Consider the following 21,437-nt stretch of genomic DNA (forward strand, 5'->3'; position numbering starts at 1 on the left):
TAGGAATCATCCTTTTTACATAGATTATACCCTAGATTTTAGACAGGTTCTTAGATGCATATTTAATCATCTCAGCACTTCGAATATCTGTAATATACGTTTGTAAGCTTAATTTACTGTACAAATTCTCTACTTTCCTTGCAGCTTCTTCACTACATGCTCCAATTACGATACGATCACCCTGAAAAAAATCATAAATACCAGAACCTTCTCTTAAAAACTCTGGATTCGATACAATATATAATTCATGTCTACCTTGTAGTTTATCCTCAATCCATTCTCTCATTACATCATTTGTCCCTACAGGAACCGTACTTTTCGTAACAACAATAATATCGTTATTCACATATGTTCCAATATCATCACAAGCACTACGAATATACGTTAAATCTGCTGTTCCATCTAATAAAGATGGCGTTCCAACTGCAATAAATATAAACTCTACATCATTAAATGCCGCTGATTTACTTGCTGTAAAAGTTAAATGATTATTCTCGTATGCTTCATTTATCAATTCATTTAATCCAGATTCATAAATAGGTAACTCGCCTTGTTTAATCCGTTCAATTTTCCCACTATTTATATCGAAACATGTGACTGAATGTCCCAATCTCGCCAATCCTACTCCTGTAATCAATCCAACATATCCGGTACCTATTATCGTAATTTTCATTTTCTTTTCGCACAGGAATATACATAAGAAAATATACGAATACATAGAACTCCCCCTGTGCTTCCCCCTCTCACAATAAGAATGAGAAAACTCTTTCACTTCTTTATTATATGAATCGTTTTTTTATTATTTTTTAAGATTTTGTAAAGTTAAATGATGCAATATATACAAAATGTAAATTCCCACAATTTAACACGGAACTTACTCAATTTACGTGCAACACTTATAATACTGAAACAAAAGTCATTGCTATATGAGAGGAGAGTACAATGTCATATTACAAGCCACAATATGAGATCAACCTTCTCAAAGGACACAACATTCCATATCCAATTGTCATATATTCTATTCACTGCCCTTTACAGCCAAAAGAAAAAAAGATTGAATTCTAATCTTTTTGTGATACCATATGTTATGAGCCTGTAAATAAACATCATAATTTTCAGATAAATACGATTGAAAAAATTACGTTAAACTATAAAGGGTGGGGTATTAATGGACTCACAAGTGATTTATGCCATTTTGGCATCTTTCATCACTGTACTCGTCGTTACTCCTTTAGTTATTAAATTAGCTTTCAAAATAGGAGCAACAGACAAGCCAAATGCGCGTAAAGTACACCAAAAAATTATGCCTCGTCTTGGCGGGTTAGCAATTTTCATCGGTGTAGCCGTAGGATTTGTTGTCGGTGGATTGTACGAACAAAGAATGTTATCGATAACTTTAGGTGCTATCATCATTGTTATCATCGGGATTTTAGATGATATGTACGAACTATCTGCGAGGGTAAAATTCGGTGGACAACTATTAGTTGCCATCATGATTGTCAAAAGTGGATTATTAGTGCAAGTATTATATATTCCAATTCTTGGAGATACTGAACTCGGATGGCTTGCTTATCCAATTACTGTATTTTGGATTGTAGGTATTACAAATGCCATCAACTTAATTGATGGATTAGATGGATTATCCGCAGGGATTTCATCTATCGTACTTGCAACGCTAGCATATATGGCCTTCACTAGCCCATGGGGTACTGGAGCAGCTATTATATTACCTCTAGCACTGATTACATTAGCAAGTACAATTGGATTTTTATTCTACAACTTCCATCCAGCAAAAATTTTCATGGGAGATACAGGAGCACTATTTTTAGGATACTGTATTTCTGTTATATCGTTACTTGGATTATACAAAAGCGTAACGTTATTCAGTTTTATCGTTCCAATCATTATTTTAGGTGTACCTATATTTGATACGACATTTGCAATTATCCGCCGTATCGTAAATAAAAAGCCTATTTCAGCACCTGATAAATCGCATTTACATCACCGTTTGCTTGCAATGGGATTCTCTCATCGTAAAACGGTACTAATTATTTACGCATTGGGTATTTTCTTTAGTGTAAATGCAATTATTTTCAGTAGTGCAACATTATGGTTATCCATTATTCTTCTTTTCATTTTAATCTTCTTTACAGAAATCATTGCTGAAGTAATCGGTCTTGTACACGAACGTTACAAACCAATTATTTCCTTCTATAAAAAAGTGAAAAAGCGCGAAGACTAATTGTAGTATAGCCTTTACTATTATGAAATATTCAAATAGCATCCTCTTCCAAGGAAGAGGATGCTATTTTTTATTTTTTAATCCTTATTCCCCATTTCCAAAATATAGATTGTTTGAGAGTGCCTCTATTGGAGAAAGATATACGTATAGCGAAAAAAGTATCAAATTTTCATTTTTACATCTTGATTGTCAAACTGAGGGTGAATTTTATGATCAAGCGATTACTTCAATGTATAATTTTATTTTTAACTATTACTATGTACGCATCATCGAATACAAAAGCAACTACGGACATTCAAGCAGAAGATCACCAAAGTACTCAAACTACCTCTCCTACAACAAAAATTGCGTACTTAACATTTGATGACGGACCAAATAAATACACACCACAAATTTTAAATATTTTAAAAGAGAAGAACGGAAAAGCAACTTTCTTCGTTATTGGCGGAAAGGTGCCACATTATAAAAAAACGATGGAGCGATTGATTAAAGATGGACATTATATCGGTCTCCATAGTATGTCGCATGATGTAAAACGTCTTTATACTGGCGATCCATCTGTTTTAATTGCAGAAATGGAGCAAACCCAAAGCATCGTCCAGCAAGTTACACATTTAAATACACATCTCGTTCGTGTCCCATACGGTAGCATGCCTTACTTAAAAAAGAATTACCGTGACGCACTCGTATCGGCCCAGTATAAAATGTGGGATTGGACAATTGATACATATGACTGGAAAAGCTATGATAATCCTTCCGCAATACTAGAAAGAGTACGAAATCAAAGCGATGAACAAGTAGAGGTTATTTTAATGCATGATTCTAGTGTCACAGTGCAAATACTCCCAAAAGTAATTGATTATTTACACTCACAAGGATATAAACTACTTCCCTACAATCCATCTTCCCATCTCGAAGTGAATTTTTGGAAAGACACAAGATTGTAACAGCTTTAGTGCCTATGTACTAAAGCTGTTTTATTTTTCTCTTCCCACACTTCTCATTTTTGTGTAATATTTTAAATAGTGATGAAGTTTCGAGGTGAATAGAAATGAAACGAATAGATCTCATTTTTAACGCAATACAAAAAGGGAATTATACAGAAGGTATAACAGCATCAGAACTCGCTACACTTCTACAGTTAGACCGTGCAAATGTTAGTAGCGATTTAAACAAGCTTGTGAAAGATAATCGTTTATTAAAAACGAGTACACGCCCTGTCCGTTTTTATATAGAAACGAACACTTCATTGGAAACGCATTCAACAAAGGGCACTTCATTAGATACATTTGCTATTGAAAATACAAGCCTAAAAATTGCAATTGAAAAAGCAAAAGCTTCTATTCTCTATCCTCCAAACGGTATGCATACTTTACTACTTGGAGAAACAGGTGTCGGAAAATCGATGTTCGCTTCTTTAATGCACGAATACGCAATTGAAGTGGAACAACTTCCAAAAGATGCACCTTTTATCGTCTTTAACTGTGCTGATTATGCAAACAATCCACAACTACTACTTGGACAGTTATTTGGGATAAAAAAAGGAGCTTACACAGGTGCCAGTGATCAAAAAGGGTTAATTGAAAAAGCACATGAAGGAATCCTCTTCTTAGATGAAGTACATCGCCTTCCTCCAGAAGGACAAGAGATGCTCTTCACATTTATTGATCGCGGAGTATACCGCCGCCTTGGAGAAACGGAAAATGAACGTAAAGCACGAGTGTTGATTATTACTGCAACAACCGAAGAACCAAATTCATTTTTACTAAAAACATTTACAAGACGTATTCCGATGACCGTTACGCTTCCACCACTTCGTGAGCGAACACATAAAGAACGGTTTGCTTTACTGCAACTATTTTTCACAAATGAAGCAATTCGTCTAAGGAAAGAGATTCATGTTAGTCCAAATACAATGCGTGCTTTCGTCTTTTACAATTGTCCAAATAACATCGGCCAATTGAAAACGGACGTACAAATTGCCTGTGCGAAAGCTTATTCTGATTTCGTAACAAAAAAACGTGATTCTGTCTGTGTTTCAAGTACAGATTTACCTTGGTATATGAAAGAAGGATTATTTATTGAAAGAAAGAGCCGTCATCTATATCAAATACCAAATGAAACATTTGTATTTACAGGTGATGAAGGTTGGAGTAAACATACAATAAAACCCGAAGGAAATCGCTCTTCTATTTACGATTATATTGATTATAAATATGAAGAACTTCAAGCACGCGGCATTGAAGAGGAAGAATTAGAATTACTAATAGAAAATGATATTCAAAGCTTTTTCGTCCAATACTTTAACCAAATATCTAAAAAAACAAGTCATGAAAATGTTTTTAAAATTGTGGATCGTAATATCGTTTCCGTATGTGAAAAAATTGCGGAACTAGCTGAAAAATATTTATCTAAAACTTTCGATGAAAAAGTATTTCTCGCTTTAAGTTTACATGTACAGACAACTCTACAACGTTTACAGGGCGGGAAACAAATTCACCACCCACAATTAAATCAAATTCGTACGAAATATAAAGAAGCTTTTTCCGTAGCTATGCAATGTATTCAGCTATTAGAAGAAGAATTACAAATAACAATACCTATTGATGAAGCTGGCTTTTTAACAATGTTCTTCGTTGTTGATCCAATTCCTGCCTCACAAACAGAAGTAAAAGTATTAATATTAGCACACGGTAATGGCATCGCAACAGAAATGGCAAACGTTGCAAACGAACTTCTCGGTATCGATGAAGTAACTGGTATCGATATGCCCTTGCATGAATCACCAAAAGACTTCTTAGAGCGTGTTAAAGTGTATATGAAAACACTTCAAAATGTAAACGGGCTTCTCTTACTTGTTGATATGGGATCTCTCGCTTATATTGGTGATATATTAGAAACTGAATTCAAAATCCCTGTACGTGTTCTTTCCATGACGAGTACACCACACGCACTAGAAGCAGCTCGAAAAGCTCAGCTTGGCTATTCATTAGATGCACTATACGAAACAGTGAAGAACTTAACGCCGTTCTATTTAAACGTACAGGAAGAAAAGAAAAAGCCACTATCGCCAATGAAATCCGTGATTTTAACAGCTTGTTTAACCGGCGAAGGAAGTGCTTTAGCAATTCAAAAAATGTTAGAGAACTATTTACGCTTTGATAAAGACTTAATTGAAATTATTCCGATTAGCATCGTTCATGAAAAAGATTTAACGAAAATGATCGAGAACATAAAAAAAGAGCGTAATATCATTTGTATCGTCACGAATTTCGATATGCAAATACCTTGCTTAACATATCATTTCCAAGACATTGTGAACTACACAGCTATTCAACCAATTCAAGAATTGATTACGTATGAAGAAACATATGCAAAAATGGCTGATATTCTTGAACAACAAATGCAGTGTAACGATGGAGCATTACTTATTAAAACAATTCGTTATGCATTAAATACAATTCAAGAATTGATTTCTTTACAGCTAACTCCCGACAGTTTAATGGGTGTGATTTTGCATATGAGCTGCATGGTTGACCGTCTTCAAAAAGGTGAAAGTCTCCTCCCTCATCCTGATAAAGAGAAACGAAGACAAGATGAGTACTGGATGTATATGAAAGTAAAAAAAGCATTGCAACCTATTGAAAATACATTTGAAATACAAATCCCAGATGACGAAGTATTTTATATAATGGACTTCTTCATTAAAAATCAGCCTGTAAAAAATTAAACTAGGGGATATTGTAGCACTCTATATAATTAGAAAAGGCTGTTCCAAAATGTTTTTTGGACAGCCTTTTCGCTTACTTCTTTACTTCCCTTATTCTCCCCCTTATTTCTCCCTTTTTATTAGATTTCGTATTAACATTTACATATACATTTGCTTGCATTATCTCTTGAAACAAGCTGTCAAATGCTCTCCCCTGTAAAGGCCCTTCAAAATCCTCTACTCTAGCTACACCAGTAACGACTCCTTCATTCACACTAATCCCTTGCTCTAACGGACCAAACAAACTTAAAATAACTGGACCAATTTGATTCGCTTTTCCTAAATGAATTTGGCATGACGTGATTTTTTTTATATTTTTTAATATGACCCGATATTGCAACTTCTTTAAATCTTCACTAAAAATGAGCTCTGTTACACCGTAAGCTTCTGTATTTACAGGAGGTACTTCCCTCTTCCCTGTTAACCTAGCAAAGAAATGTGTTGTCATACGGGCATTCTCCTCATATAAATTTCCCAGCACTACTTCTACTACTTTATGGTTTAGACATAATCATTTATGACTTTTTCAAATTTTAATTACGAAGAAAAGATTCACACAATCTTTACATTAAAATCGTTTCTTTTGCTTTACTCCCTCTTGTATAATGCACTTAGAAAAACAGTCTAGGAGGAAATTTTGAAAAATAATAAATACTCTTTCCAATCATTAATAGAGATTTTTCTCGTATCATTTAAATTAGGACTTACTTCATTTGGTGGTCCCGTCGCCCATCTTGGTTATTTTCATCATGAATACGTGCAAAAAAGAAAATGGATGGATGAACGAATTTACGGAGACTTAGTAGCGCTATGTCAATTCCTTCCTGGCCCTGCTAGCAGCCAAGTCGGTATGGGAGTTGGCTTATTGCGCGGCGGATTATTAGGAGCCATTATTTCATGGATCGGATTCACTCTCCCATCTGTGCTCGTTTTAGTTTTCTTCGCTTCATTTCTTAACCAATTCGAGCTTGGAAGTACTGGCTGGATTCACGGACTGAAACTTGTAGCGGTCGCAATTGTCGCTCATGCAATATGGGGAATGGCTCAAAAGTTAACACCAGACCGAAACCGTGCAACAATCGCAATTGCAACTGCCGCAATCGCCCTATTATGGCCAAGTAGCTGGACACAAGTAATTCTCATTATAGTATCTGGTTTCATCGGTTGGTTTTTATATCGTGGCCAGCCAGTTAGCCAAGCTCATAAAATAAACGTACCTATTTCAAAAATGGTAGCCATATCTTGTCTCGTCTTATTCTTCGGACTATTAATACTGTTACCGATGTTACGATCATACTCTTATTTCATCTCTTTATTTGACAGCTTCTATCGCTCTGGTGCACTTGTATTTGGCGGAGGGCATGTCGTACTTCCTCTTCTTGAAAGTGAGTTTGTACAAAACGGGATGATGACAAAAGAACAATTTCTTGCTGGATACGGATTAACACAAGCAGTGCCAGGGCCACTATTTACATTCGCTTCTTATATAGGAGCAGTGCTAAATGGAACCGCCGGAGCAGTTGTTGCAACGATCGCTATCTTTCTTCCTGCCTTCCTGCTCGTTGTTGGCGTTTTACCATTTTGGGACAGTGTAAGGAGAGTATCTTACATACAAGGTGCACTACTTGGAGTAAACGCAGCCGTTGTCGGCATTTTACTTGCAGCTTTTTATGATCCAATTTGGACGAGTACAATTATGAATTCTGTAGATTTCGTTTTTGCTTCTCTTCTATTTTGCTTACTCGCTTTTTGGAAAACACCACCTTGGGTTATCGTTATAATCGGGGCCTTCGGTGGATATGTTCTATCCATTTTGTAAGCACAAAAAACGACGGCCCCATTTAGCCGTCGTTTTCCTATTAAAACTTCACAAGCTCCATTCCCTCAGGAAGCTCACTCTCCGTTAAAATACGCAACTCTTTCACGCGATCCATTACGTAAGAAGAACGTTTCACAAGCTCTGGGTCAATATAAGCTGGATGCACCATAATTTCTACCGTTTGTTTATCCTGTACTCTTTCCTTTAACTTCACAAAGTAATCTTCCGTCACACCGTCAGCGTAAAAGTCACTGTAAAATACATCTGAAAATGGGTGCACCGCTCGCTCTTCCTCACAACGACGAATTGGAACATTGTATTTACTTGCTAATCTCTCAAGAACGTCGTGTAAAAGCGGTAATCCATGCACGTGATGATGACTATCTAAATGAGTTGGTGTTAATCCGTAAGATAAAAACTTCTCAATTTGAGCAGTCCATTCTTTTTCTACCTCTTCTGGATTTATATTTCCTTCCCATACAACACTTTGTTTATGAAACAATCCATCGCTACTTACAAGTGATGGAACGTCTTTAAGAAGCGGTTCTCCTGCCGTTAATACGAGATGAACTCCTATCCCTAACGTTTTATACTCTTTCGCTAAGCGTACGGCATGCTCTGTCCCTGGCATATTCATCATCATCGTCGTTGAATTTACAATCCCGTTTTTATGTCCATCAATAATTCCGTAATTTGTACCTTCCGTAAGACCGAAATCATCTGCATTTACAATTAGTTTAATCATCGCAATACCTCCTACTAGAATTAAAAAAAGCGGGCTAAACAGCGCCGCTTCTTATTTCTCTATCTTCTTAAAGAATTGTGGAAGATGTTCTTTATGTGCTTCCAACATTTCATCTAAAATTTGTTTTGCAACTTTATCTGATGGTACAAGTGGGTTAATTGTCATAGCAAGCAGCGCTTTATGATAATCCCCTGTAACAGCAGCTTCAATTGTTGTGCGCTCAAATGATTTAATTTGCTGTACTAAACCGCGAACTGGTACTGGAAGATCTCCGACCGCAATTGGTTTTGGACCTTCTTTCGTAATAATACAGTTCACTTCAACAGCCGAATCATGTGGCAAGCTTGCAATTGTTCCGTTGTTTCGTGTATTAACAGGCTGGATATCACCTTTATTATTGTAAATAGACGTAATTAAGCTACATGCTGCGTCACTATAATAAGCTCCACCGCGCTTTTCTAATTGTGGTGGCTTAATATCTAAATTCGGGTCTTTATATAGCTCGAATAAATCATCTTCTAATTGTTTTACTACTTCTGCACGTGTACCTTTTTCAATCGAAGCTGCTTTCTCTTCTTCCAACATTTCACGTGTTTTATAGTAGTAACGATGATATGGACATGGAATTGCACGAAGACCGCGAATAAAGTCTGGCTCCCAGTTAAGCGCAGCAATGTTTTCCATCGTAATTTGCTTTTCTGGATCTGTTACAAGTTCTAATACACGATCCATTACACTTACGCCATCCAAGTATACATCTAATCCGTATACCATATGATTTAAACCAGCGAAATCAACGTGTACCCGGCTTGCATCTACTTCAAGTAATCTTGCAAGACCCATACGAATTCCGATTGGAACGTTACATAGACCAACTACTCGTTGAATGTTCGTGTAGCGAAGTACAGCTTCTGTTACCATACCAGCCGGATTCGCAAAGTTAATTAACCATGCATTCGGACAAAGTTCCTCCATGTCCTTACAAATATCTAAAATAACAGGAATCGTTCTCAGCGCTTTGAACAAACCACCAGGACCATTCGTTTCCTGACCAATTACATCATATTTTAATGGAATTGCTTCATCTTTTGCACGTGCTTCTAACAAACCAACGCGAAGCTGCGTTGTTACGAAGTCAGCATCTTTTAATGCCTCACGGCGATCAAGTGTTAAATGAATATCAATTGGTAAACCTGATTTTTTCACCATACGTTTCGCTAAGTCACCAACGATTTCTAACTTCTCTTTTCCTGCCTCAATATCTACTAACCAAATTTCACGAACAGGAAGCTCGTCATAACGTTTAATAAATCCTTCAATTAACTCTGGTGTATAACTAGAGCCACCGCCGATTGTAGTAATTTTAATTCCAGTCATGCTTTATTCCCCTTTCGCTTCTAGCTTTTTATAAAGGTCAATAAATTCTGCCGCTAATTCTTTTACTGTAATAGAATTCATTAAATGATCTTGTGCATGAATTAAAAGAACACTAATCTCTGTTTTTTCCCCTCTTGCTTCTGATTGTATGAGCTCTGTTTGGAAATGATGCGCTTCATTAATCGCTTCTTTCGCTTTTACCATCGCTTCATCAGCTTCTGCCATTTTCCCCTGTTTGGCAAATTGAAGTGCCTCCATTGCAAAGCTTCGTGCATTACCACTATTTAAAATCAATTGGAATGGAATTTGTTCTGCTGTAGTCATCATAATTACCGCCCTCTCTATTATGGTTCAACCGATTTAAATACCCCTTCAGTTTGAACATTTCTATTAAATTATTATTTTATTAATGATAGTTTGGTGTTCTTGTAGATGGGTCTCATCTTTCTGAACATGATATAAAGGTGATTGTTCTCACAGATAATGTTACCTGTGAGAACAATTACTATGTTACATAGGTACAGAGTTGTTATTTCCTTGTGCTGCTGCTTTTTCAGTACGAACAACAGAACGGTCAGATAATACAACGAATGGATAGTAGATTACCATCGCAATTACAAAGTTGAATAACTGTAGAATTGCACCTGAAAGATGTCCACCTGTTACAAGATAACCACTAATAATTGGTGGTGTTGCCCATGGAATCATCACAACTGTTTTTGGTACCCAACCAATAGATAACGCTGTATAAGAAGTAATTACTAATACAATTGGTGTTAGGATAAACGGTAAGAATAAAATTGGATTTAAAATAATTGGTGTACCAAAGATTACTGGTTCGTTAATATTGAATGCACCTGGTCCAATTGATAAGCGAGATACACCGCGTAATTGTGCACTTTTTGCTACAAGTAATACGACCACTAAGAACGCTAATGTTGCACCAGAACCACCAAGATATACAAAAGTATCAAAGAATGGTTTTGTAATAATGTTTGGAACATCAAATGCAGATGTACCACCTTGGAATAACTTCATATTTTTCTCTAATGCCGGTAAGTATAATGGCTCAATAATACCACCAACGATATTTGGCCCATGTAAACCGAAGAACCAAAGAAGATGAACAAGGAGTACAATGACAATTGCACTTGGTAATGTCCCTGCTAAACTTTGCAGTGGTGATTGAATCGTATTAAAGATAAATTCATGAACACTTGTACCAGCTAATTTCACTGCTAATTGAATACCTGCAACTGCTGTTAAGATAACAAATGCTGGAACTATAGCTGCGAAAGATCTTAAAACTGCTGGTGGTACTCCATCAGGCATTTTAAAAGTAATGTTTCTTTGTACAAAGAAACGGAATACCTCAGTAACAAGGAGTGCCACGATAATTGCTACAAATAGCCCTTGTGCCCCTGTCCAAGCTAAGTTCAATCCGCCTTCTTTCGGTGTTGTTGGCGTAAGAATAATTAACGCACCAAATGAAATAATACCTGCTGACAAACCATCAACGCCGTAAGATTTTGCTAAGTTATAACTTGTTGTAAATGCTATGATTAGTGCTAGAATTGCGAAAGAACCAGTCCACATTCCACCGCCAACTTGTTTCCACGTTTCACCAAACAAACCTTTCATGAACTCTTGGAAAGCTTCAGACGGAAAACCATTAATTAGTGATGCCAATGCACCAACTAAAATAAGTGGCATAACTGCAATAAATCCATCACGGATCGCAGCTAAGTGACGTTGCGATCCGATTTTACCAGCGACAGGAACAATATACTTCTCCATAAATGCAATAAACTTTTGCATTTCGCTTCCCCCCTAATTATTTTTTTAGTGTTAATGCGTGATCTAAAACTGCTTCTCCATTCATCATGCCGTAGTGCATTGGGTTAATAACATCGACTCCAACGTTTTTCTCATCGGCAAGCGTTTTCATTGTAGAAAGCATGTAACGAACTTGCGGTCCTAATAATAGTACGTCTGCTTGATCGATATTGTTTTTTACTGCATCCCCAGATACAGCCCAAATCTTACCTTCTAGACCACGAGCTTTTGCAGCCGCTTCCATTTTTGTAACTAGTAAACTTGTAGACATCCCTGCTGAACAACATAATAAAATATTCATTTATAAATCCCCCTTGTGTGGTATAAAAAATTTATGTTTTTTATTTTTCTTTACGCTATTTATTAATGCAATTACCGTGCCAACTTTTCAAAACGCCTAAAATCAGCGTTTTTTCGAGTGATTTCTTTGTGTGTTACCGCTTTCAATCAGTGTGTCCCCAAAAAAACACACAGTGTGTTATAAAACACCTCACTTTTAACACATAACTGTATGAAAATAGATTAGTGTTTAGTTGTCTAGTTGTGTTTAAAACAAAAAAACACTAAAAAATTTTTTTAGCGTGAAAATCTATTAAAAAAAATAAACTCCTCTTGAACACACTCTTCTATTTGTTGTCCAAGCAAACTCTACTAAATTACATAGAATAAAATAACATAATTCGAAAGGGGATCCCTATGCCAAAACATAGAAAACAGAACAAAGTGAAGATTTATAGAATAGCATGCTATAAAAAAGACAAGCCCTCTGAATTAGACTCTGACAAATTTGAACTAGACGAGCAAGAAACAGAAAATAAACAGAATCATACTGGTAAACAAGGCAAACAGGACAAGCAAGACAAACACAATAAGCAAACACAATTAGAACCTATAATCGAAACAAACTCACACAACTTAGATATATGGGATGAAATTTCTCTAAAAGAAATACAAGCTGGGGAACATACAAATTTATTTGAAGAAAAGAGTAATTATCAAAATATTAATTTAGTACAAGTCAGCGATGTTCGCCTCTATTTGGACAACCAACTACAATTTAGTTCCGTTGATGAGCAAATATATCATGAAGCACTTGTTCATCCGATTATGTCAAAGGTAATAGACCCAAAACGCGTTCTCATCTTAGGCGGTGGCGATGGTCTTGCTTTAAGAGAGGTTTTAAAATATGAAACAGTTCTACATGTAGACCTCGTCGACTTAGACGAAGAAATGATTACGATGGCTCGCAATGTTCCAGCATTAGTTTCTTTAAATCAACAAGCATTTTTTGATGATCGTGCAAATGTACATGTATGTGACGCAAAAGAATTTTTGAAATCTCCGTCCTCTTTATATGATGTAATTATTATTGATTTTCCTGATCCATCGACAGAAGTGCTAAGCACTTTATATACAAGTGAGCTTTTTGCCCTTATAGCTACATTCCTAACAGAAGATGGAGCATTCGTCTGCCAATCTAATTCACCTGCTGATGCACCTCTAGTATATTGGAGCATCGGTAACACTATTGAACATGCTGGATTAACTGTGAAAAGTTATCATACAATCGTTCCTTCTTTCGGAACTGACTGGGGATTTCATATTGCTGCTAATTCTGCCTATGTACTCGATCAAATTGAGCAATTATATGTAGTACCAACTCCTCGAACATTACCTTCTCTTCTTTCTCCTTTGTTTCAATTTAAAGAAGAATATTTAGAACAACGTAATCTCGCTCTTTTAAACTCAGAATCGAATCTTATCCTACATCAATGTTACAAAAAGGAAATGGAGTTTTGACAATATTATAGTAAGGAGTGCTACCCTATGGAATATTCTACTTTTGGTAAGCATATAATAGTAGATTTATGGGGAGTGGACTTTTCCCTATTAGATGATGTTCACTTTTTAGAATATCATTTAGTTAACGCTGCAGATTGCTCTGGTGCCCATATTTTAAACGTAAGTACAAAAGAATTCGATCCGCATGGCGTTACTGTTTTAGTTTTACTATCCGAAAGCCACCTTTCAATTCACACTTATCCAGAAAAAAACTTTGCAGCCATCGACTGTTATACGTGCGGTACGACCGTTGAACCGCAAATAGCGATTGATTATATCGTAAGTATATTAAGACCAAATGAGATGCATATAAAAAAATTAATTCGTGGTATAGGAGAGATTGTTACTGCCGATTAATTATCACTCTTACTCATCCGTAAAAAGGAGGATTGTAAATACCATCAGTGGAACAAACACTCCACTGATGGTACGGACACATACATAAAAAAACCTTGCCTAAGCAAGGTTCATTCATCCACCGACATCTTCCTATATAATTCTACAAACTCACTCGCCAATTCCTTCACCGTAATTGCATTCATTAAATGATCTTGCGCATGCACCATCAGAAGGGTAACTTCGGTTTTTTCCCCGGCAGCCTCTTTCTGTATGAGCTCTGTTTGTAAGCGATGCGCCTCTTGCAATTCATTTAAAGCTTCTTGTAGTTTCGCTTCTGCTTCCTGAAATTCACCGCGCTTCGCACAATCAATTGCTTCCATTGAACAACTTCTCGCATTTCCTCCATGCAAGATTAAATGAAAAGCTTTCGTCTCTATCGTATCCATGTTATTTCTTTACTCCCCCTTTTCTTCCGCTACTTTTTGTTTATCCCATATTTTTAAGAATGGCAAATAAATAAAGAATGCAATTGCAAAGTTAACGAGCTGCAAAACAACTCCTGAAATTTTCCCGCCTGATCCTAAATATCCACTAAAAAGAATAGGTGTAGTCCAAGGTACAGCAGCTCCGCTCGGACGTCCAACCCATCCCCATTCCATTGCAAAATAAGAAACAACCGTTAACACGACTGGAACCAGTATAAATGGAATAAGTAAAAGTGGATTCATTACAATCGGCATTCCGAAAGTCACCATTTCATTAATATTAAAAATACCAGGTGCAATCGACAATCGGCCTAAACTTTTCAATTGCTGACTTCGCGCAAATAATAACATTCCTACAACTAAAGCAAGTGTTGCGCCAGAACCGCCCATATAAATCCATAAGTCAAAGAACTGCGCAGTAATCGTATTCGGTACATCTTGCCCAGCCTGAAAAGCAATTCGGTTTTGGTCCATTAACGACAACCAAATCGGGCTCATTACACCACCTACAATTGCAGCGCCATGAATTCCGCAAGCCCAAAGTACATGGACAATAATAACTGCGATTACCGCGCCCCAAAGACTAGCCCCCAAGCACGCTAAGAGGCTCCTGTAAAAGCTTCCCTACAACATTATGAATGCTACCGAAAGTCGTATGTTCAAAAATCAATCTAATGATCCAAACAACCGTCACGACAATAAAACCTGGAATAAGCGCAGCAAATGAACGTGTTACTGCTGGTGGAACTGTCTCTGGCATTTTTATAATCATCTTTTTTTGTACAATAAATCTATAAATTTCAGTAGATATGATTGCAATAATCATCGCCACAAACAAACCTTGGCTTCCCATTAGCGCAGCTGGTATAACCCCATCTACAAGTACACTTTCCTTTGTATTTGGTATCATATACATAACCTGGAACGGTGTTGCAAGCAAAAATGATACAAGTGATAATGCACCAGATGCTAAAGAATCCACTTTATAATACTCACCAAGTCTGTAAGCGATTCCAAAAGTGGCTATTAAAGACATTATATTAAATGTTGCGCTAACTGGATACCCCAAAGCTTTTTGCCAACTCTCCCCAAACAATCCTGCCATAAAATCATTATACCCGGGTATGGGTAAAGCACTAATAATTAGAAAGAAAGATCCAATAATCAAGAAAGGCATCGTCAAAATAATTCCATCACGAATCGCTTGCAAATGCCTCTGCTCTGCAACCTTCCCTGCCACTGGCATCACATATTTCTCTAAAAACTTTATCATCTATCCCACTCTCCTCATGGTTTCATGGACAAAGCTGCTTGTAAGATAGCCTCTCCATTACAAAGTCCGTAATGGACGGATTGAATGACATCAACAGGTATTCCCTTCTCCTTACATAATTCTTTCATTTTCGGTAATAAATAACGTACTTGCGGTCCAAGTAAAAGTACATCTGCAGTATCAATATGATTTCGCACTTCTGAACCTGATACTGCCCAAATCTTTACCTGTATCCCTCTTGCCTCTGCTGCTTTCTCCATTTTTGTAACAATCAAACTGGAAGACATTCCCGCTGCACAGCAAAGTAAAATATTCATCTCGCTCCCCTCCCCCTTTTTCCAAACCTAAGTTATGGTGTAGCCCTTGCCACCACTAGGTTACAAATATATATGTCTAGATTTCTAACTGTATGCCGAGCTTAAAAACAAAAATTTCTCGGTTTTCACGCTATTCCATCTATCCGTATTTTCCTAGTAAAGAAGTCTCTAACTCGCTATAATGATTCAGTATGATTTTTTATAATCGATAGGAGGATATATTTATGAAGGCATATCGCTTTCCGCTTATTTTATTATCTTCTATCCTAATTGGTGGTTTCATTGGTTATTTCATGGGTGCCGATGCAGTTGCTTTAAAGCCGCTTGGTGACATTTTCTTAAACTTAATGTTTACGATTGTTGTACCGTTAGTGTTCTTTAGCATCGCGTCATCTATTGCTAATATGGATGGATTAAAACGTTTCGGTAAAATTATGTCTAGTATGGCTGGAACTTTCTTATTTACAAGTATTTTAGCTGCTATTTTTATGATTATTATCGTGAAAGTATTCCCGCCAGCACAAGGTGTTGTATTAGAACTAACGCAGCCTGATAAAGCTGAAAAAGCAGTTAGTGTTGCTGATCAAATTGTCGGTATCATAACAGTATCAGACTTTTCAAAGTTACTATCTCGCGAGAACATGCTAGCTCTTATTTTCTTCTCTATCTTAATGGGGGTTGCAACTTCAGCAGTTGGTGAAAAAGGGAAACCATTCGCTACATTCCTACAAGCTGGTGCAGAAATTTCAATGAAGGTCGTATCTTTCATTATGTACTACGCTCCAATCGGACTAGCTGCCTACTTCGCAGCATTAGTTGGTGAATTCGGACCACAACTTCTTGGAACTTACTTCCGAGCAGCAATGGTATACTATCCAGCTTCTCTTATTTACTTCTTTGTATTCTTTACATTCTATGCGTACCTTGCAGGTCGCAAACAAGGTGTACAAATATTTTGGAAGAACATGGTCTCTCCTACAGTTACATCACTTGCAACTTGTAGTAGTGCCGCAAGTATTCCAGCGAACTTAGAAGCAACGAAGAAAATGGGTATTTCTTCGGACGTTCGTGAAACAGTTGTCCTTCTTGGATCTACACTTCATAAAGACGGATCTGTTTTAGGCGGGGTATTAAAAATTGCTTTCTTATTCGGTATTTTCAACATGGAATTTGAAGGACCGAAAACATTAGCAATTGCACTTGTTGTTTCTCTATTAGTAGGAACAGTAATGGGTGCTATTCCGGGCGGGGGTATGATTGGTGAAATGTTAATCGTTTCTCTATACGGATTCCCACCAGAAGCATTGCCAATTATCGCCGCAATTAGTACAATCATCGATCCTCCTGCAACAGTGTTAAACGTAACAGGAGATAACGCTTGTGCCGTAATGACAGCTCGTCTTGTAGAAGGGAAAAACTGGATCAAAAATAAATTTGCTTAATATATAGAAAGAGGATGCTCGTTGGAGCATCCTCTTTCTTGTTGTTATTTGTCGAAACGTCGATATAATCCCATCCCGCCACAATTTTGTTATAATCTTCACAAATATTCCACATCCATTATCCATTCTCCGTACTATAATCATGTATGGAAAAGGAGATGGATACAATGACTCAAAGCGCACCAGAATTCAAAGTTTTGCAAAGCATTGCATTTCTTGCTGTCGTTTTGCAAAGTTCCTTATTATATACAATGAATCAAGGAAATGTCTTACTCGAGCAATCCCTCATTATGGGCATGCTATTTAATCTTGCAAAATTTTCAGCACCTGCATTCATATTTATCGTCGGCTTCCATTTAATTCGGCAATATACGAAGAAACTCGTTTATACAGAGTATATTTATGAAAAATCCACACATTTACTCATCCCTTATTTCTTTTGGTCTATTCTTTACCTATTAACAACAAACGATACCATTACACTACAAGGCGGAATAAAAAGTTTATTACTCGGAACAGCTGCACCTCATCTTTGGTACGTTATTATGATGTTCCAAATTCACTTATTGTTCCCGTTACTATGCACACTATTTTATTGGTTTCAAAAACGAACAGAAAATAAAAAAGACATATATAAATATATGACCATTTTCGCTTGTCTATATTTCTTCTTAATGTGGTACTCTTCTCACTACATTTTTAATGGAGAGAAACTGACTAGTTCAACCATTTTACATTATACAGATCGTTCCTTCTTCTTCTACTCATTCTATTTCGTCATGGGAGGAATAGCTGCTGTATCATTAAAAACTTGGCGTATATTTGTCATGAAACATATTCCGCTTATAACAATCTTATTTTTCATCTTATTTTTATTCATCAATTATGAGTTATTTAGTTTTTACGGCGCCAATTCTATTCATTTAACGGTTTCTACTTATTTAAAACCGTCCATGTTTTTATATATTGTTTGTGAAATTATGATACTGTACGTGTTATCTATTACAATTGTACAGCGACGTGGTTTCTTATATAAAGCTTTACGTTTTATCGGGAATTACACGTATGGCGCTTATTTAGCTCATTTTTTCTTCTTGCAACTATGTACAAAATTTCTTTCCTTATTCGCACTGCAAGAAAACACAATATTATATAGCCTATTACTATTTATATTAACGACCACAATCTCTATTTCAGCAATGGTCATTGGTAGCATACTACCATTTCACACGTGGGTTACAGGGCCTTCCCCTACGACAAATATGAGATGGGCGAAGATTGCCATTCGGAAAAATCATGAAAAAGTATTTAAACCATATATTTGATATAATAAAGTGAAACTTTAATCAGTGGAGGGGTTCTTCATCCCCCACTGATTATCAGCCCTCACCAATCGGGCATTTACGGGCAGCCCGATCCCCACCTAACTTCTTTTCTTTTGCTGAATTTTGAGGTAGGGGTCTTACTGCCCGTTAATGCGGGATAGTATTTCATATAAGAAAAGAAAGCAGGAGACACCTATGATTAATCAAATTGGACAAATTATGTTATATGTAAATAATCAAGATGAATCAGTGCAATTCTGGACAGAAACAGTAGGATTCCACATCGTTGCAGAAGAAAATAACGGTCAAGGATTTCGCTGGATTGAAATTGCGCCGGCAAAAGAAGCTGGAACAAGCATCGTCCTTCACGATAAGGCGTTAATTGCGAAGATGCAACCTGAATTAAACTTAAATACCCCTTCACTTATGTTCTTCTCTAATAACTTAGATCAACTGTATAAAGATCTTTCTGAGAAAAATGTTACAGTTGGACAAGTTGTAGATTTACCTACAGGTAGAGCTTTTAACTTCGCTGATAATGAAAGTAATTACTTTGCGGTTATGGAAAAGAAATAAGAAAAAGCTATCCGGAAAAATCGGATAGCTTTTTTCATTTTAAGAAACTTGCTCTGCATTCGTTTCCTTATGCTGTATATGACTCGTAACCCATGTGATTCCGCCAGCAACAACGAGATAGCATAATAAAATTAAAATTTGCATTCGTAATTGCGACCAATCTCCTAAAGAGATAACATCTTGTAATCCTCTAAGAGAATGAGACATTGGGAGAAACTGTCCAATTTTGCTAAGCACAGCTATATTTAACTCTCCTGGGAAAGTACCTCCGCTCGTCGCTAATTGAAGAACGAGAAGCGTTACCGCTGCGAACTTCCCAACAATGCCGAATACCGTTACTAACATAAGAATAAATGTCATGAACGTAAAGGAAATAACAATACTTGATAAAACAAAGAGTGATACACTTGCAACTTCTAATTTCATAACTCCTAACACTACCACATCCACAAGTAATGCTTGAATAAGTCCAATTAAATATACCAATCCTAGTTTATTAATAAAATGTACTGTTCCACTTACCTTCATATTTTGTCTACGGCCAAGAGGTAAAATATTCGATGCCATAATTCCGCCAACATAAAATGCCAGTGATAAAAAGTATGGTGCAATACCTGAACCGTAGTTAGGCACATCAGAAACTGTCGACTTCACTAATTGAACCGGCTCTGAGAACATCGTATTGCGTGCATCATCATTGCGAACATCCGCTATCTTCTCTGCGCCCTCTCCCAATTTCGTAGAAAGTTCTTTCGCACCATCGTCAAGTTTAACAAGTCCGTTCGTTAACTTATCAGCACCATGATTCAGCTCTGTTCCGCCACTCGCAAGGTGATTTACACCTTCTTGTAATGATGTAAATCCATTTCCCCACTTCGTAAATCCATCAGCTAAATTCGAAGTACCATCTGCTATCTTTTTCGTTCCAGCGGTAGCTTCGTTTAACTTAACTCCGAATGTATTCATGCCTTCCTCAATCTTATGCTGACCATCAGTAAGCTTCCGCGCGCCTTGTGTCAATTGTTGTTGGCTATTATTTAAAGTGTTTGTTGCTTTAGCTAATCCGTTAGAAGTAGCAATGATCTTTTGAAAAGCAGGATCTTGCTGCACTTCTGGATGACTTTTCACGTACTCTTCTAATTGTTGTTTTACACTATTTGCTGCATTGTCCGCTTTCACTTGCCCTTCAGCAAGTTTCTCACTTCCGTTCACCCATTCATTTGTACCAGCACTTAATTCACTAACTCCTGATTGTAAAGACTTCTCACCCTGTGCTAGCAGCTCCATACCATTATGAAGTGATGTCGCTCCTTGACTAAGCTCATTTGCTCCCCCAGTTAAGGCCGATTGACTAGAGGCAAGCTTATCACTTCCTTCTTTTAACTTCACTGTTCCATCATTTAAACGATGAATACCATCTGCAAGCTGATTCGCCCCATTTTTCGCATCCGTCGTTCCTTCGTGCAACTTCTCAGCGCCATTTCTTGCATCACTCAACCCTTGTGCCAAATCTTGAAACTTTGAAAAGACACCTTCTGTATAAGATTTCGTAATACTATTTGAAATTTTTGTTTTCATATTTTCAACAGCTGTCGTTCCAATTTGAGCTGCTACAAAGTTTTTCCCTGGATTTACTTTGTACTGCAGCCTCGCCGGCTCTGGTTTCTCATCCATTAGTGTACTTACCTTTTTAGAGAACTCCTCCGGAATCGTAACCACCATATAATACTTATCTTCTTTTAGCCCTTCATCAGCATCTTTTTCTGATACGAAATGAAACGCCAATTCCTTATTCTCTTTTAAATTTTTAACAAAATCGTCTCCAGCCTGGATTGTTTTTTCATCCATCACAGCACCCTTATCTAAATTAACAACTGCAACAGGTAATTTATCTAATTTTCCGTACGGATCCCAATATCCAGCTAAGAAGAATCCTGAATAAATTAAAGGAACGATTAATAAAAAAATTAAAGCGATACGTCCATGTTTATGGTTCCACATCGCCTTCCAATCTTTAAATATAAGTTGAATTCCCTTCATGAAACATACT

Annotated in this window: 18 protein-coding genes and 2 pseudogenes; 9 read left to right on the forward strand and 11 right to left on the reverse strand. The window is 36.8% G+C overall.

The window, feature by feature from the left end:
* Window positions 1-52: 52 nt before the first annotated feature.
* Window positions 53-718 (reverse strand): annotated as a pseudogene (locus AB3X49_RS00375) (nucleotide sugar dehydrogenase); the annotation flags it as partial.
* Between the two features lie 450 nt (window positions 719-1,168).
* Here AB3X49_RS00375 and tagO point away from each other — a divergent pair.
* The 3 genes from tagO to AB3X49_RS00390 all read left to right on the forward strand — a co-directional run bounded on the left by tagO (window position 1,169) and on the right by AB3X49_RS00390 (window position 5,972).
* A complete protein-coding gene (tagO, locus tag AB3X49_RS00380) occupies window positions 1,169-2,242 on the forward strand; it encodes a UDP-N-acetylglucosamine--undecaprenyl-phosphate N-acetylglucosaminephosphotransferase TagO (RefSeq protein ID WP_002068377.1) in 1,074 nt (357 codons plus the stop codon).
* 209 nt (window positions 2,243-2,451) lie between these two features.
* Window positions 2,452-3,189 (forward strand): polysaccharide deacetylase family protein, encoded by a 738-nt coding sequence (locus AB3X49_RS00385; protein WP_367960104.1) that lies wholly within the window; start codon window positions 2,452-2,454, stop codon window positions 3,187-3,189.
* A 104-nt stretch (window positions 3,190-3,293) separates the two neighbouring features.
* A complete protein-coding gene (locus AB3X49_RS00390) occupies window positions 3,294-5,972 on the forward strand; it encodes a sigma-54-dependent transcriptional regulator (protein ID WP_367960105.1) in 2,679 nt (892 codons plus the stop codon).
* 73 nt (window positions 5,973-6,045) lie between these two features.
* Here the strand turns inward: AB3X49_RS00390 and exsM are convergent, their stop codons facing one another.
* A complete protein-coding gene (gene exsM, locus AB3X49_RS00395; protein WP_002166452.1) occupies window positions 6,046-6,459 on the reverse strand; it encodes an exosporium regulatory protein ExsM in 414 nt (137 codons plus the stop codon).
* Window positions 6,460-6,648: 189 nt separating this feature from the next.
* Between exsM and AB3X49_RS00400 the strand changes: the two genes are divergently transcribed.
* The gene (locus AB3X49_RS00400; protein ID WP_367960107.1) at window positions 6,649-7,830 is read left to right on the forward strand and encodes a chromate transporter; all 1,182 of its coding nucleotides are present in this window, start codon (window positions 6,649-6,651) and stop codon (window positions 7,828-7,830) included.
* A gap of 40 nt (window positions 7,831-7,870) precedes the next feature.
* Here the strand turns inward: AB3X49_RS00400 and chbG are convergent, their stop codons facing one another.
* From chbG to AB3X49_RS00425, 5 genes are all read right to left on the reverse strand, one after another.
* Window positions 7,871-8,575 (reverse strand): chitin disaccharide deacetylase, encoded by a 705-nt coding sequence (gene chbG / locus AB3X49_RS00405; protein WP_367960109.1) that lies wholly within the window; start codon window positions 8,573-8,575, stop codon window positions 7,871-7,873.
* Window positions 8,576-8,626: 51 nt separating this feature from the next.
* Window positions 8,627-9,952: a 6-phospho-beta-glucosidase gene (celF, locus tag AB3X49_RS00410; RefSeq protein WP_367960110.1), complete on the reverse strand. Its 1,326-nt coding sequence runs from the start codon at window positions 9,950-9,952 to the stop codon at window positions 8,627-8,629.
* Between the two features lie 3 nt (window positions 9,953-9,955).
* The gene (locus tag AB3X49_RS00415; RefSeq protein ID WP_000989054.1) at window positions 9,956-10,279 is read right to left on the reverse strand and encodes a PTS lactose/cellobiose transporter subunit IIA; all 324 of its coding nucleotides are present in this window, start codon (window positions 10,277-10,279) and stop codon (window positions 9,956-9,958) included.
* Between the two features lie 183 nt (window positions 10,280-10,462).
* Window positions 10,463-11,770: a PTS cellobiose transporter subunit IIC gene (celB, locus tag AB3X49_RS00420; RefSeq protein WP_012261997.1), complete on the reverse strand. Its 1,308-nt coding sequence runs from the start codon at window positions 11,768-11,770 to the stop codon at window positions 10,463-10,465.
* 16 nt (window positions 11,771-11,786) lie between these two features.
* Window positions 11,787-12,089, reverse strand: a complete 303-nt coding sequence (locus tag AB3X49_RS00425) for a PTS sugar transporter subunit IIB (RefSeq protein WP_001023565.1) — start codon at window positions 12,087-12,089, stop codon at window positions 11,787-11,789.
* 395 nt (window positions 12,090-12,484) lie between these two features.
* On the opposite strand from AB3X49_RS00425, the gene AB3X49_RS00430 reads away from it, so the two are divergent.
* Both AB3X49_RS00430 and speD read left to right on the forward strand, forming a co-directional pair.
* Window positions 12,485-13,588, forward strand: coding sequence for a polyamine aminopropyltransferase (locus tag AB3X49_RS00430; RefSeq protein ID WP_003192399.1), 1,104 nt, complete (start codon window positions 12,485-12,487; stop codon window positions 13,586-13,588).
* A gap of 27 nt (window positions 13,589-13,615) precedes the next feature.
* The gene (gene speD, locus AB3X49_RS00435) at window positions 13,616-13,987 is read left to right on the forward strand and encodes an adenosylmethionine decarboxylase (protein WP_002143768.1); all 372 of its coding nucleotides are present in this window, start codon (window positions 13,616-13,618) and stop codon (window positions 13,985-13,987) included.
* A 110-nt stretch (window positions 13,988-14,097) separates the two neighbouring features.
* On the opposite strand, the gene AB3X49_RS00440 is transcribed toward speD, so the two are convergent.
* From AB3X49_RS00440 to AB3X49_RS00450, 3 genes and pseudogenes are all read right to left on the reverse strand, one after another.
* The gene (locus tag AB3X49_RS00440) at window positions 14,098-14,415 is read right to left on the reverse strand and encodes a PTS sugar transporter subunit IIA (protein WP_002016162.1); all 318 of its coding nucleotides are present in this window, start codon (window positions 14,413-14,415) and stop codon (window positions 14,098-14,100) included.
* Window positions 14,416-14,424: 9 nt separating this feature from the next.
* Window positions 14,425-15,727, reverse strand: a pseudogene (gene celB, locus AB3X49_RS00445) (PTS cellobiose transporter subunit IIC).
* 14 nt (window positions 15,728-15,741) lie between these two features.
* The gene (locus AB3X49_RS00450; protein ID WP_002089630.1) at window positions 15,742-16,044 is read right to left on the reverse strand and encodes a PTS sugar transporter subunit IIB; all 303 of its coding nucleotides are present in this window, start codon (window positions 16,042-16,044) and stop codon (window positions 15,742-15,744) included.
* 224 nt (window positions 16,045-16,268) lie between these two features.
* Here AB3X49_RS00450 and AB3X49_RS00455 point away from each other — a divergent pair, with 224 nt between their 5' ends.
* The 3 genes from AB3X49_RS00455 to AB3X49_RS00465 all read left to right on the forward strand — a co-directional run bounded on the left by AB3X49_RS00455 (window position 16,269) and on the right by AB3X49_RS00465 (window position 19,387).
* On the forward strand, window positions 16,269-17,486 hold the full coding sequence (locus tag AB3X49_RS00455) for a dicarboxylate/amino acid:cation symporter (RefSeq protein ID WP_002144835.1): 1,218 nt from the start codon (window positions 16,269-16,271) through the stop codon (window positions 17,484-17,486).
* A 167-nt stretch (window positions 17,487-17,653) separates the two neighbouring features.
* The gene (locus AB3X49_RS00460) at window positions 17,654-18,811 is read left to right on the forward strand and encodes an acyltransferase (RefSeq protein ID WP_367960112.1); all 1,158 of its coding nucleotides are present in this window, start codon (window positions 17,654-17,656) and stop codon (window positions 18,809-18,811) included.
* Between the two features lie 195 nt (window positions 18,812-19,006).
* Window positions 19,007-19,387: a VOC family protein gene (locus tag AB3X49_RS00465; protein ID WP_367960113.1), complete on the forward strand. Its 381-nt coding sequence runs from the start codon at window positions 19,007-19,009 to the stop codon at window positions 19,385-19,387.
* Between the two features lie 39 nt (window positions 19,388-19,426).
* Here AB3X49_RS00465 and AB3X49_RS00470 read toward each other — a convergent pair whose 3' ends face one another.
* A complete protein-coding gene (locus AB3X49_RS00470; RefSeq protein ID WP_002143774.1) occupies window positions 19,427-21,427 on the reverse strand; it encodes a YhgE/Pip domain-containing protein in 2,001 nt (666 codons plus the stop codon).
* Window positions 21,428-21,437: the final 10 nt, after the last annotated feature.

It is taken from the genome of Bacillus sp. C30 (assembly GCF_040838255.1).
GTDB classification, from domain to species: Bacteria; Bacillota; Bacilli; order Bacillales; family Bacillaceae_G; genus Bacillus_A; species Bacillus_A mycoides.